The organism is Microbacterium sp. CH12i, from assembly GCF_000685355.1.
Taxonomy (GTDB): domain Bacteria; phylum Actinomycetota; class Actinomycetes; order Actinomycetales; family Microbacteriaceae; genus Microbacterium.
Window position 1 is genome coordinate 166,699 of sequence record NZ_JHET01000003.1, and the last position, 13,632, is coordinate 180,330.

Below are 13,632 nucleotides of genomic sequence, written 5' to 3' on the forward strand. Positions count from 1 at the left end.
AGCATCATGTCGAACCTGACCTCAGCAACCGCCAGCAGGCACCACGACGCAATCGTCGACACAACATCGGCGGAGGCGTTCGCTCAGGCATACCCCGTGCAGCCGATCCCGGCCACTGGCTCGATCGACACCGCGCCGATCTCGCTGTCACCCGCCGCCGACACCGATCTCGACGAGATCTGGCTGGCGGTCGAGCCCGAGACGCGCGCGCGCCGCAACGACATCCACCTGCCCATCTCGCTCGCGTTCGCCGAGCGCCTCTGCGACGCGCATCCCGAAGCCGACCGCCTCCTCGTCCGGGTCGCGACTCTGCTGCACGACACGGGCTGGGCGCGGGTGGATGAGTCCCGCATCATCTCGGAGGGATTCGGACCCGACTGGCGCCGCTCCGGCATCCGGTTCGAGCATGAGCGGCAGGGATGCCTCGTCGCCGGCGAAGTGCTCCCTCCACTCGGCTACGATCAGCCGTTCATCGACGCAGTCTGCGCGATCATCGAGGGCCACGACACGCGCCTGGTCGCGTACAGCATCGAGGATGCGCTCATGCGCGACGCCGATCGACTGTGGCGCTTCACCCACACGGGGGTTGCGGTCTCATCGACCTGGTTCTCGATGACGCCCGCCCAGTACACCGACCGGCTCGAAGCCGACGTGCTGCCCGAGCTGCTCACCGTCGCGGGTGTCGAGATGGCTCGCGCCGAGCTCGAGCGATCGCGCGCGCTGCTGAAGACCGCGGTTCTCCGGTGAACTCTCCCGCTGCTCTTGCGCCGGCCGAGCGCATCGATGCTCTTCCGCTGCCCTTCCGGCACGTCGATGACATCTTCGTCGACGGCGCGTGGGTGCGCGCGGACTCCTCAGAGCGCCGCGGAGTGATCGATCCAGCGACGGCGCAGGAGTGGGGCAGCGTTCCCGTCGGCAACCGCGCCGACCTCGATGCCGCTGTCGCAAGTGCCCGACGGGCGTTCGATCGCGGACCGTGGCCGCGCATGGCGCCCTCCGAGCGCGCGGCCGTGCTCCGGCGCGCGGCAGATCGCCTCGAACAGCTTGCCGAGCCGCTCTCACTGACCAATACGCTCGAGAACGGCACGCCCGTCGCGGAGAGCGGAGGGGCGGCCGCCAACGCCGCCTCAATCTTCCGCTACTTCGCGGGCCTCGCGCCCTTGCTCGAATCCGACGACGTGCGGCCCGCGCCGGCCGGCACGCATGAGACGGTCGTGCGCCGTGACCCGATCGGTGTCTGCGCACTCATCGCGCCGTGGAACTTCCCGATCAATCTCGTCGTCGTCAAGCTCGCTCCGGCGCTTCTGGCCGGCTGCACGGTCGTCATCAAGCCCGCATCGCTCACCCCCTTGTCCGTGCGGTTCATCGTGCAGGCACTTACCGAATCTGGCATCCCTGACGGCGTCGTGAACGTCGTGACCGGCTCGGGCGCACTCGGCGACCAACTCGTGCGGCACGACGACGTCGACAAAGTTGCGTTCACCGGATCGACCCAGGTCGGCCGCTCCATCGCCCGCCAGTGCGGTGAACTGCTGCGCCCCGTGACGCTCGAGCTCGGTGGCAAGTCCAGCGCCATCGTGCTCCCCGACACCGACCTCGCCGTGCTGCGCTCGGTGCTCATCCGCTCCAGCCTGCGCAATACCGGCCAGACGTGCTACATCTCCACGCGCATCCTCGTTCCCGACAGCCGCCACGATGAGGTCGTCGAGGCGATCGTGCAGACCGTCGCCGCGGCGCCCCAGGGTGATCCGCTCGACCCCGCCACGATCTTCGGCCCGTCGGCGAGCGCCGCGCAGCAGGCGAGTGTGCGTGCCCACATCGCGTCGGCGCGAGCCCAGGGTGCCCACGTCGCGCTGGGCGGTGCGGCGCCCGCGCTTCCCGCACCCTTCGATGCGGGGTTCTTCGTCGAGCCCACTGTTCTCACGCAGGTGACGCCAGGCATGGATGTCGCCCGCGAGGAGATCTTCGGCCCTGTCCTGACCGTGCTGCGCTACAACGAGGTCGACGAAGCTATCGCCCTCGCCAACTCGACCGAGTTCGGTCTCGGCGGGATCGTGTTCGGCGCCGACGAACGCGGTGCCCTCCAGGCCGCGGACCGCATCGACAGCGGCAGCGTTGGCATCAACTTCTTCGCCTCGAACCACGCGGCGCCGTTCGGCGGTCGGCGCGACTCGGGGCTCGGCGTCGAATACGGGCCAGAGGGGCTGCACGCCTACCTCACCTACAAGTCGATCCATCGGCACACCCCGCTCGCGTGATTCCCTGAGTGCTCCGGTCGAGTACACGTCGAAGGGGACACAACTAGCCCCAAATTGCGCGTGCGGCGCACCGACGATTTGACGATGGCAGGTTGCCTGCGGCTTTGACCGTCGCGGGCAACCTGCCATCCGCAATGCCCTGAACCCGTCTCCAACCAGGGCTTCCTTCTTCTGGAGGGTTGCGACACTTGTTCTAGTTCAACTAGAATAATTAGAAATGGGACGGAGGTGGGCGATGTTGATCAGAATCGACGCGGAGAGTTCGCGTCCGCTGTTCGAACAGGTTGCCTCTTCGGTGCGTGTCGACATCCTCGCCGGGCGTCTCGTGCCTGGGGATCGGCTGCCTTCGGCACGAGAAGTGGCTGAGGCGCTCGACATCAATCTGCACACCGTACTGCGCGCATACCAGCAGCTTCGCGACGAGAAGTTGGTCGATCTCCGCCGGGGGCGCGGAGCTGTCGTCTCGGCATCCGCCGCACCCCTCGCCGAAATCGCCAGTGAAGTCACCGAGCTCGTGCGTCGCGCAGGCGCTCGGGGAATCTCGCCCGCCACGCTCGCTGCTCTCGTCTCGGAGATCGAATCATGAATACTCCTGTTGCCATCAACGCTGACGTGCGTCGTGCACGAAGCGCGTTCGCTGTCGTTGGACTGATCGTGCCGTTGGTGGTCGCCGCCATTGCCGTCGGGGCTCTCTTGACATGGCTCCCGGGTTTACCCGATCAAATCGTCACGCACTGGGGATCGAACGGACCGGACGGCTACGGCAGCCCTATGCTTCTTGTCTGGATGCAGATCATTCTGGGCTTGGCGCTGCCGTTGATGATGACGGTCCCGATCCTGCTCATGATGAAGCAGTCCTGGGGGGTCACCTGCCGGCTTCTCGGCGCGACGTCGCTGGCAACGTCCGGAATGGTGGCAGTCTCAACGGTCGGATCGGTGGCTATCCAGCGCGACTCTGCCGGCGGAGAAATCGGAGTAGTGATGGCGATCGGCTTCAGCGCGATGGTGCTGCTCGGCCTGGCCGGCTGGTTCCTTCAACCGAACGTGACAGCGACACCTGCGCCGTCGAAACAGGCGCTGCAGCTCCGGCTGGCGCCGGGGGAGAAAGCCGCATGGTTCGGAACTGCGGCGATGAGTCGCCCCGGAGTCATCACCTTGGCGCTCGCAGTGCTGATCCTGATCGTCTCCACCGTCTGGGTGTTTGCACTTGGCCAAGGGGGAGCCGGATGGATCACGCTGGTCGTGACGGTGCTGATGATTGCCCTGATCGCCACCACGCTCGTGTTCCGGGTGCGGATCAACGGTGATGGTCTGCTCATGCGCTCCATCGCCGGCTGGCCTCGCTGGAACATCCCTGCGTCGAATATCACTGAGGTTCAGGTTGTGCAGGTGAATCCGATGGCAGAGTTCGGGGGATGGGGACTGCGCCTCGCGATCGATGGGCGCATGGGCGTCGTGCTGCGCACCGGTGAAGGCCTGCAGGTAACTCGCGCGAACGGAAGGACTTTCGTCGTCACAATCGACGACGCCCGCACCGCCGCGGCAGCACTCACCGCAGCAATGAATAACCCCGACCGAGGAGAAAACTCATGACCCACATCCGGCCCGCAGCCACGATCGCCTTCATCCTGCTGGCGTGCGGCCTGGCCTGGCTCGTCGCGCTTCCGCTCTGGTTGGACGGCGGCTTGACGAATCCCCTCGCCGGCGTTCTCATCCCGATCATGATGTTCACGCCAGCACTCGCCGTGCTGATCGTGTTGCTCGCGCTTCGTCCGATCCCCAAAGGGGAGCGCCTGCGATTCCTTGGTATGTGGCCGGTGCGACCGGCCAAGCGCGTGGTCTGGATGATGGTGCTGGGACTCTTCGGTCCGGTCGTGCTCGTCGTGGCCAGCGTCGCCGTCGCAGCGCTGTGCGGCTGGGTGCAGCTTGACCTCGTCGAGTTCTCTGGCTTCTCCGAACAGCTCGCCGCAAGCATGCCGGCCGGGGCGCCGGTGCCACCCGCGATCGTCGTCATCCTGTCTCAGCTCGTCCTGATCCCGATTGCAGCAGCAACGGTCAATGCCGTGATGGCGTTTGGTGAGGAACTCGGTTGGCGTGGATTCCTAGTGCCGGCACTTCGTCCGCTCGGCACCTGGCCCACGCTGTTGATCAGCGGTGCTATTTGGGGCCTGTGGCACTCGCCTGTCATCCTGCTGGGCTACAACTTCGGGCGTATTGACATCACTGGCGTCCTCTTCATGACGGGCGGATGCATCGCCTGGGGTGTGCTGCTGGGCTGGCTGCGTCTGCGCTCGGCGTCGTTATGGCCGGCGGTGTTCGCGCACGGTGCGATGAATGCGTCCGCTGGGCTCATCGGGTTGCTGTTCGCGGCGGGAACGACCTTCGACATGGCGTTGGCGGGACCCCTCGCGTCGCCGGATGGATCGTGTGCGCCGTTGTCGTGATCGTCCTCGCGCTGACCGGGCAGTTCCGCAGACAGCCAGAGCTAGACGGCGCAGTCGGCCGGATGCTGTCGGCACCGCGTCGTTGAAGACACGAGGCCCTGACCCTTGACGGCGCCGGCGCCCCGGGGTTGGGTGGAGCCATGACTGAACCGACCCCCGAAAACTGGCGCCGCACGGACGAGTTCCTCTCCGACACGCTTGTCGGGCATGACCCACAGCTGGAGGCCGCGCTCGCCGCGCAGCACGCGGCCGGGCTTCCCGCTATCGAGGTTGCGCCGGTCAGCGGAAAGCTGCTGAACCTCATCGCCCGGATCAGCGGAGCGCGCCGCGTGCTCGAGATCGGTACGCTCGGCGGTTACTCGACGATCTGGCTGGCACGGGCTGTCGGCGAGGGCGGCACAGTGACGACTATCGAGGCGGAACCGGCGAACGCGGCTGTCGCGCGTGCGAGCATCGACGCCGCGGGGCTGGGGGAGCGGGTCGCGATCCGCATCGGGCGCGCGGCAGACGTGCTCCCGACGCTCGAGGGTTCAGATCCGTTCGACCTGGTCTTCATCGATGCGGATAAGGAGTCGAACACGATCTACCTCGACTGGGCGGCAAGACTGGGTCGCCCCGGAACCGTGATTTTGCTCGACAACATCGGCCGCGATGGTGAGATTGTCCGAGACGATGCCACGGATCCGCGTGTGACCGGTACCCGCGAAGCCCTTCACATGCTCGGGACAGACCCGCGCTTCGACGCCACCGCGCTGCAGACGGTCGGAATCAAGGGCTGGGACGGCATCGCGATTGCCGTAATCGTCTGAGGACATTGCCGTAATCGTCTGAGGACACGGGCCTGCGTATGACGGACGCCGCGGGCTAGACTGACCACGGATCGACGACGCTCCACCACAACCCTTTCCCTGAGCAAGGAGCACATACGTGGCACTCATCGAGGCTGTAGGCGCACGCGAAATTCTCGACTCCCGAGGAAATCCGACCGTTGAGGTGGAGGTGCTCCTGGACGACGGCGTCGTCCAGCGGGCCGCTGTTCCTTCCGGCGCATCCACTGGCGCCTTCGAGGCGTACGAGCTCCGCGACGGCGACAAGAACCGCTACGGCGGCAAGGGCGTCCTGAAGGCCGTCGATGCCATCATGGATGAGCTCGGCCCGGCACTTGAGGGTGTTGAAGCCAGCGAGCAGCGCATCGTTGATGAGATCCTCATCGAGGTCGACGGCACCGAGAACAAGAAGCGCGTTGGTGCTAACGCCATCCTCGGTGTCAGCCTTGCTGTCGCGAAGGCCGCAGCAGACTCTGCTGACCTGCCGCTGTTCCGCTACCTCGGTGGCCCGAACGCGCACGTCATGCCCGTGCCGATGTTCAACGTCATCAACGGCGGCTCGCACGCCGACAACGGCATCGACATGCAGGAATTCTTCCTCGCACCGATCGGCGCCGAGACCTACTCCGAGGCACTGCGTTGGGGCGTTGAGACCTACCACGTCCTCAAGGGCGAGCTGAAGGCAGCGGGCTACGCAACCGGCCTCGGCGACGAGGGCGGCTTCGCCCCCGACCTGCCCAGCAACCGTGAGGGCCTCGAGTTCTTGATCAAAGCGATTGAAAAGGCCGGCTTCACGCCCGGCACCGACATCGCGTTGGGCCTCGACGCCGCAGCGACCGAGTTCTTCAAGGACGGCGTCTACCGTCTCGACAACAAGGACTGGGATGCCGCAGCGCTCACCGAGTACTACGTCGGTCTGGTGAACGACTTCCCGATCATCACGATCGAGGATGCACTCGCCGAAGACGACTGGGATGCCTGGAAGGCACTGACCGACGCACTTGGCTCGAAGGTGCAGCTCGTCGGTGACGACCTGTTCGTCACGAACCCCGAGCGCCTCGCTGATGGCATCAAGCGCGGTGTCGCCAACTCGTTGCTGGTCAAGGTCAACCAGATCGGAACGCTCACCGAGACGTTCGACGCGGTCAGCCTCGCCCAGCGCTCGGGCTACACCGCGATGCTCTCGCACCGCTCGGGTGAGACCGAAGACACCACGATCGCCGACCTGGTCGTTGCCACCAACGCTGGCCAGATCAAGGCGGGTGCGCCTGCCCGCAGCGAGCGCGTTGCGAAGTACAATCAGCTTCTGCGTATCGAGGAAGAGCTTGGCGACGCCGCGGTCTACGCGGGCCGCTCGGTGTTCCCCCGTTTCAAGGGCTGAACGCAGCTAAGCCACACACAGTAGTAGACCGCCAGCGAAGCGGCGCAGGGAAGGGGGAGCCATGGCACGACGTCCGGCTCCCCCTTCTCATGCCCGTAATCAGGCCGCTACTCGTCCGTCGACCACGGCGCCGCGAACTCGGACACGCTCTCGCACCCAGGTTGACGTGCGGGAATGGGCCTCCGGCATCCGTCTGTCGGGGTTCATGGTCATCATGCTGTCGTTGGTCATACTTGGTGCGTGGGTGCTGGTTCCGACGCTCGGTACGTACATTGATCAGCGACAGAAAATTGCAGCCCTTGAAGTTTCGGTGAAAGTTAGCGCCGATGAAATCAAGGCGCTCGAACAGGAGCGCGACCGCTGGGACGACCCGGCGTACATCACCACCCAGGCGCGCGAGCGGCTCTACTATGTCAAACCCGGTGAAGTCGTCTACCTCGTCGACAATGATCTCGACCCGGCATCCCTTCCTCAGGAACAGACTGCGGTCAGCAAAGAACTCAAAGAGACCCCGGCCGATTGGATGCCGCAGCTCCTGCGAACCGTTGCCGGTGCCGGTCTCGCACAGACCGCGAGCGAAGCTCGCTAAGGGCTTCCTCAGGGTTGCCTCCCGTAGGCTGAGCCGGTGACGACCCCGCCTTTTGCCCCACCCACGCCCGCCGAGATCGACGTTGTGTCTGCGCAACTCGGCCGTCCGGCTCGTGGAGTCCTCGGCATCGCCGCACGTTGTGTCTGCGGCAACCCGACGGTCGTCGCCACCAGTCCTCGACTGCCCGACGGCACGCCGTTTCCGACGTTCTATTATTTGACGCATCCGGCCGCGACCGCCGCGATGTCAACACTCGAAGCCACCCAGGTGATGCCGGAGTTCGCAGCGCTCCTTGCGGATGACGAAGCCGTCGCGGCCAGCTACCACGCCGCGCACGCGGCATACCTCGCCGATCGCGCCCAGTTCGGTGACGTTCCGGAGGTCGATGGCATCTCGGCCGGCGGGATGCGACCCGGGTGAAGTGCCTGCACGCGCTCGCGGGTCACGCGCTCGCCGCGGGGCCCGGGGTCAACCCCATCGGCGATGCGGCACTTGCCCGGTCCTCCTGGTCTCCACAGCGTTGCCAGTGTGAGGCGCCAGGAGCCGCGACGGCATGAGGATTACGACGATGCTGCGCAGCACCGTCGCGTTTGCGGCGGTGGCGGCATCCGTCCTGCTCACCGGGGCCACTGCGACTCCGCCGCCGATTCCAGACAAGCCGACGGACCCGGTGCGCGCGGCCGAGTACTGGCTCGATGGTGCCGGCATCCGCCAAGCGTGGCAGACGACGCGTGGTGCAGGTGTCACTATCGCGATCATCGACACGGGCATCGGCAAGGTGCCGCTGACGTTCGGGGACGCAGTGCTCGACGGTACAGATGTCTCGGGCAGCGGCTCGCCCGACGGCCGTTCACCCGTTGGCGCCATTGACGGCGATCACGGTTCGTGGGTAGCGTCACTCGCGGCGGGGCGTGGCAATGCGGATGGCACCGGAATGATCGGCGTGGCGCCCGAGGCGAAGCTGCTCTCGGTGTCGGTGGGTTTCGGCGCCGCCGCGACTGTGCCTTTCGTTCAGCAGGTGGCAGATGGTGTCCGCTGGGCTGTCGATAACGGCGCCGACATCATCAACATGTCGTTCACGACGAACACGTTGGACTGGGACCCGAGCTGGGACGATGCGTTTCTCTACGCGTATGAGCACGACGTGGTAATCGTGGTGGCTGCCGGAAACCGTGGCAGCGGCACCGATGTCGTCGGCGCTCCGGCCACGATTCCCGGTGTGCTCACGGTTGGCGGCGTGGATCAGACCGGAACCGCGAGTGTAGAGGCCTCCACTCAGGGCATCACGATCGCAATCTCAGCCCCGAGCGAGGGGCTGCTTGGCGTCTCCGCAGACGGCACGCTGACATCATGGAGCGGCACCAGCGGTGCGGCTCCGATCGTCGCGGGCGTCGCGGCGCTGATTCGCTCGGCACACCCTGAATTGGATGCCGCGAACGTCATCAACCGCATCATCAAGACGGCGATCCCAGTCCCCGGCGTGACCAAGGTCCCAGACAAGCTCTACGGATACGGCCTGCTGGATGCATCACGGGCGGTATCGGCATCGGTTTCGCTCGTCGATGAGAACCCGATGGGTGATCTCGCAGAGTGGGTGCGGCTGTATCGACGGGCCGAGGCCGAGCCTCTGCCCGACCCGGAGGTGACGCCGATTGCGGTCGAACCATTGCCTGCCGCAGACCCGCCCACTGAGGCTGGTTCGCCGCTGGTACCGAGTGTCGAATCGTTGCGATATGGGACTCTGCCGCTCATTGCACTTACAGTGCCTGGTATTCTTATCGGGCTAGGCGTCACCGCTGCTGCCCGGCGCATCCGAACGGCGCGCAAGCAAAGCACGCCAGCACCCTGACGAGGAGTTGTCCACCTGTGCCCAAGATCCTGATTGTCGGCGGCGGTTATGCGGGTTTCTACACTGCGTGGAAGCTCGAAAAACACCTCCGCAAGGGCGAAGCCGACGTGACCATGGTCGACCCGCTGCCGTACATGACTTACTTGCCTTTCCTTCCGGAAGTTGCAGCGGGATCGATCGAGCCGCGCCACGCAGTGGTCTCTACTCGACGTCACCTCAAGCGCACGAACGTCGTCGCGGCGAAGGTCACGAACATCGATCACGCGAACAAGGTCGCCACAATCACTCCCGCCGAGGGGCAGTCGTACGAGTTCGAGTACGACCAGATCGTGGTCACCGCGGGCTCTGTCTCACGCACCTTCCCGATCCCCGGTATCGCCGACAATGCGATCGGCATGAAGTCGATCGAAGAGGCTGTCTGGGTCCGTGACAAGTTGCTGTCGAACTTCGACAAGGCAGCAGCGCTCCCGGCTGGTCCTGAGCGCGAGCGACTGCTGACGGTCGTCGTGGTCGGTGGCGGGTTCGCCGGTATCGAGGTTTTTGCCGAGCTTCGCTCCTTCGCCTCTGCACTGCTCAAGCGCTACCCGCAACTCTCCTTCGACGAGACGCACTTCCACCTCATCGAGGCCATGGGGCGCATCATGCCGGAGGTTTCGCTGAAGACCAGCGAATGGGTCCTCAAGGATCTCGCCAAGCGCGGTGCGAACGTGCACCTCGACACTCAGGTGACGGGCGCCGTGAACGGCGACGTGCAGACCTCAGCAGGCGACGTCATCCCGACCGACATCATCGTGTGGACGGCCGGTGTGATGGCCAACCCGCAGGTGGTGCGTGCCGGTGACCTGCCCACCGAAGAGCGCGGTCGTATTCGTGCGGAGGCCACGCTGCGCGTCGTTGACGCCGACGGCAATGTTGTCGACGGTGCCTGGACTGCCGGAGACGTCTCGGCCGTTCCTGATCTGACCGGTGGCGGTGTCGGCGGCTTCTGCGTTCCGAACGCCCAGCACGCTGTCCGTCAGGCGAAGCGTCTCGCGAAGAACCTGGTTGGGGTGCTTCGCGGCGAAGAGCCGATCGACTACGTGCACAAGAACCTTGGTGCCGTTGCGGGCCTCGGCCTGGGCACTGGTGTCTTCCAGTCCGGCAACCTCGCGCTCAAGGGCTTCGTTGCCTGGATCGCGCACCGTGGCTACCACGGCCTTGCCATGCCGACCTGGGAGCGCAAGTTCCGCGTGCTGTGGGGCTGGTGGAACAACCTGTGGCTTGACCGCGACATCGTCAACCTCGAGAAGGTTCAGGAGCCGCGCGCATCTTCGAAGAATTCGCCTCGCGCCCGCGCCCGACGACGGATGCTGCCCCGGCCGCTGCGGCGAAGCCTGCTGCTGAGAAGCCCGCTGAGGCAGAGAAGGCGCCGGCTAAGAAGCCTGCCGCGAAGCAGGCTCCGGCTAAGAGCGCGGCTGGCGCTCGCTAGCCACCCGCTTCTCCAACGAAACGACCGCCCTTCCGATATTCGGGAGGGCGGTCGTTTGTGTTCTCAGTGGTGTACGAAGTTTCGGTGCCCCCACTGGGACTCGAACCCAGACTGTAGCGATTTTAAGTCGCCTGCCTCTGCCATTGGGCTATGGGGGCGTGCATCATAAGCCTAGCCGCGCGAATCCTCTGCCCACGTCGTAGGGTGGGAGAGTGCTCGACCTCACTGCTGACCTGGGCCCCGTAGATTCGCGATCTCGCGCGTGGGAGAATCCTGCTGCGTGGTGGCCGAGGCTGACGGATACCACCGCGCATCTGTCTGCGCCCGTCGCTGTCATTGACCTTGAGGCGCTGCGTCACAACGCAATGGATCTGCTGGTGCGTTCCGGCGGCATCCCGATCCGAGTGGCATCCAAATCAGTGCGTGTGCGATCCGTGCTCGATGCTGTGCTGCGTATTCCGGGGTATCGCGGCATCCTCTCGTTCTCGCTCGCGGAAGCGCTGTGGCTGGCTGAGACGCACGATGACATCGTGCTCGGGTACCCGACGGCGGATCGTGCGGGGCTCGAGCGACTCGTGCACGATGAGGTCGCAGCATCCCGGATCACTCTGATGGTCGATGACGTCTCGCACCTCGACCTCATTGACAGCATTTCCGCACCTGATCAGCGTGAGCCGATCCGCGTCGCTATTGATGCGGATGCCTCGTGGCGGTCTGCGCTACTTGGACATATCGGCGTGCGGCGATCGCCGCTTTTTACCGCGGCCGACGTTGCGGCGTTCGCCCGCAAGATCACTGGACGCCCGGGATTTCGGCTCGTGGGGTTGCAGATGTACGAGGCACAGATCGCCGGTCAGGGCGACAACGGTCCGGATGGGCCGGTGATCCGCAGGGTTCAGGCTCGTTCGCGCGACGAGTTGCGTGTGCGTCGCGCTGAGATCGCCAATGCACTCACCGAGATCGCGCCGCTGGAGTTTCTGAATGGCGGCGGTACAGGTTCGTTGGAATTCACGGGCAGCGATGAATCCGTCACCGAGGCCTCGGCCGGTAGTGGCCTGCTTGGCGGACACCTCTTCGACGGCTATCGGTCATTCCGACCAGCGCCCGCAGCGGCATTCGCCTATGACGTCGTTCGTCGGCCAGCGGGCGATATCGCCACGGTGCTGGGTGGCGGATGGATCGCCTCTGGTCCGGCGCTCGCTTCACGCCAGCCGCTGCCGGTATGGCCCGCGGGGCTGCGCACGATGCCCAGGGAAGCCGCTGGAGAGGTGCAGACGCCCCTTCAGGGTGGTGCGGCTCGCGCTCTGAAACTCGGCGACCGGGTGTGGTTCCGGCACGCCAAGAGCGGCGAGCCTGCCGAGCGCATCGATGCCTATCAACTGGTTTCAGGTACGCAGGTGATCGACGAGCTTCCGACGTATCGCGGTGAAGGAAAGGCGTTCCTGTGACCCGACCTGGTGGTACGTGGCAGAACTGGGCACGTTCGGCACAGGTCAAACCGACCAGCGTTGAACGCCCGCGCAGCGCGGAGGGTGTGCAGCGGGCGGTGCAAGCGGCCCTCGCCCACAATCTCCCTATCAAAGCCGTCGGTGCCGGGCACAGCTTCACCGGAATCGCGGTAGCGCCCGGCGTCTTGCTCGAGCTCGATGACATGCAGGGACTGGCGTCGATCGAACCCGATCGGGCCAGGGTGACCCTTCTCGCTGGCACCCGCCTGCACCGCATCCCTCGCCTCCTCGCGCCGCACGGGCTCGCGATGCAGAACCTCGGCGATATTGACCGTCAGTCGATCTCCGGCGCAATCTCGACAGGAACGCACGGTACAGGCGCGCGTTTTGGTGGGCTTGCGACGCAAGTCGTCGGCGTCACGCTAATCTCGGCGGCCGGCGAGTTCCTTCGCGTGAACGAGACCGAGAACGCCGAGCTACTGCCTGCCGTCGCGCTCGGACTTGGCGCGCTAGGTATCCTCGTCGACGTCACGCTGCAGTGCGTCCCCGCCTTCGTCATGCACGCGATCGACGAGCCGCTCCCCATCGAGGACGTTCTTGCGACGCTCGACGAGCGGGTCGCAGCATCCGATCATTTTGAGTTCTACTGGTTCCCCCACACCGACATCGCGCTCACCAAGCGGCAGAGCAGACTGCCGGAGTCCACGCCTCGACGGCCGCTGCCTCGTGTCGGCCGCTGGATCGATGAGACCCTGCTCTCGAACGGCGTCTATCGCGCCGTGTGTGACGCGGCGCGAACGATCCCTGCGATCACCCCGCCCTTCAATCGCCTTGCAGTGAAGCTCACTGGGGATCGTGAGTACACCGACCGTTCGCATGTGGTGCTTACGCAGAGTCGAACCGTGCGGTTCCGCGAGATGGAGTACGCGTTGCCGGCCGAGAACGTGATCCACGCCTTCAGAGCAGTACAGGCGCTGATAGCTCAGCGCGGTTGGCGGATCGAGTTTCCGGTCGAGGTGCGCTTTGCCGAAGCCGACGACCGTTGGCTCTCTACCGCATATGACCGAGCGAGCGGATACATCGCGGTGCACCGATACTGGCGCGCCGATCCCACCGAGTACTTCGAAGCGGTCGAGCGAATCTGCCTCGAACACGGCGGAAGGCCACACTGGGGCAAGCTCCACACCCTTGACTCCGAGCAGCTGCGCACCCGGTACCCGCGGTTCACCGATTTTGTGGCGGTGCGCGACCGGCTCGATCCTGAGCGCCGTTTTGCCAATCGCTATCTTGACCGAGTACTCGGAGAATGACGCGTCGCCCAGTCGCTGTGCAGACTGCGCGGTTAGGATGAAGAAAATTCGGTTCAAG

The 13,632-nt window shown here is 65.3% G+C and carries 11 protein-coding genes, 1 tRNA gene and 2 pseudogenes; 13 read left to right on the forward strand and 1 reads right to left on the reverse strand.

Annotated elements, in window-relative coordinates; all coding sequences use genetic code 11:
- The first annotated feature begins 6 nt into the window (after positions 1-6).
- From DC31_RS03880 to DC31_RS03930, 11 genes and pseudogenes are all read left to right on the forward strand, one after another.
- The gene (locus DC31_RS03880; protein ID WP_081813707.1) at positions 7-747 is read left to right on the forward strand and encodes an HD domain-containing protein; all 741 of its coding nucleotides are present in this window, start codon (positions 7-9) and stop codon (positions 745-747) included.
- Positions 744-2,258, forward strand: coding sequence for an aldehyde dehydrogenase family protein (locus tag DC31_RS03885; RefSeq protein ID WP_051606388.1), 1,515 nt, complete (start codon positions 744-746; stop codon positions 2,256-2,258). The genes DC31_RS03880 and DC31_RS03885 overlap by 4 nt, the downstream gene beginning before the upstream one ends.
- Positions 2,259-2,493: 235 nt before the next feature.
- Entirely contained in the window at positions 2,494-2,844 is a 351-nt protein-coding gene (locus tag DC31_RS03890; RefSeq protein WP_036277205.1) for a GntR family transcriptional regulator, read from the forward strand.
- Entirely contained in the window at positions 2,841-3,851 is a 1,011-nt protein-coding gene (locus tag DC31_RS03895; RefSeq protein WP_051606389.1) for a DUF1648 domain-containing protein, read from the forward strand. Before DC31_RS03890 ends, DC31_RS03895 begins: the two co-directional genes overlap by 4 nt.
- Positions 3,848-4,702: a CPBP family intramembrane glutamic endopeptidase gene (locus DC31_RS03900; RefSeq protein WP_235201327.1), complete on the forward strand. Its 855-nt coding sequence runs from the start codon at positions 3,848-3,850 to the stop codon at positions 4,700-4,702. The genes DC31_RS03895 and DC31_RS03900 overlap by 4 nt, the downstream gene beginning before the upstream one ends.
- Positions 4,703-4,842: 140 nt before the next feature.
- Positions 4,843-5,511 (forward strand): O-methyltransferase, encoded by a 669-nt coding sequence (locus DC31_RS03905; protein WP_036277208.1) that lies wholly within the window; start codon positions 4,843-4,845, stop codon positions 5,509-5,511.
- A gap of 118 nt (positions 5,512-5,629) precedes the next feature.
- Positions 5,630-6,910 carry a phosphopyruvate hydratase gene (gene eno, locus DC31_RS03910; RefSeq protein ID WP_036277211.1) on the forward strand — a complete coding sequence of 427 codons (1,281 nt, stop codon included), beginning with the start codon at positions 5,630-5,632 and terminating at the stop codon, positions 6,908-6,910.
- A gap of 61 nt (positions 6,911-6,971) precedes the next feature.
- Positions 6,972-7,499: an FtsB family cell division protein gene (locus DC31_RS03915; protein ID WP_081813709.1), complete on the forward strand. Its 528-nt coding sequence runs from the start codon at positions 6,972-6,974 to the stop codon at positions 7,497-7,499.
- 36 nt (positions 7,500-7,535) lie between these two features.
- A pseudogene (locus DC31_RS03920) lies at positions 7,536-8,056 on the forward strand (DUF501 domain-containing protein).
- 11 nt (positions 8,057-8,067) lie between these two features.
- Entirely contained in the window at positions 8,068-9,348 is a 1,281-nt protein-coding gene (locus DC31_RS03925; RefSeq protein WP_235201328.1) for a S8 family peptidase, read from the forward strand.
- A gap of 17 nt (positions 9,349-9,365) precedes the next feature.
- Positions 9,366-10,816: pseudogene (locus tag DC31_RS03930) on the forward strand (NAD(P)/FAD-dependent oxidoreductase).
- Positions 10,817-10,901: 85 nt separating this feature from the next.
- Here the strand turns inward: DC31_RS03930 and DC31_RS03935 are convergent.
- Positions 10,902-10,974, reverse strand: a tRNA-Leu gene (locus DC31_RS03935).
- A 54-nt stretch (positions 10,975-11,028) separates the two neighbouring features.
- Here DC31_RS03935 and DC31_RS03940 point away from each other — a divergent pair.
- Entirely contained in the window at positions 11,029-12,264 is a 1,236-nt protein-coding gene (locus DC31_RS03940; RefSeq protein ID WP_036277226.1) for an alanine racemase, read from the forward strand.
- Positions 12,261-13,574 (forward strand): D-arabinono-1,4-lactone oxidase, encoded by a 1,314-nt coding sequence (locus DC31_RS03945; protein WP_036277228.1) that lies wholly within the window; start codon positions 12,261-12,263, stop codon positions 13,572-13,574. The genes DC31_RS03940 and DC31_RS03945 overlap by 4 nt, the downstream gene beginning before the upstream one ends.
- Positions 13,575-13,632: the final 58 nt, after the last annotated feature.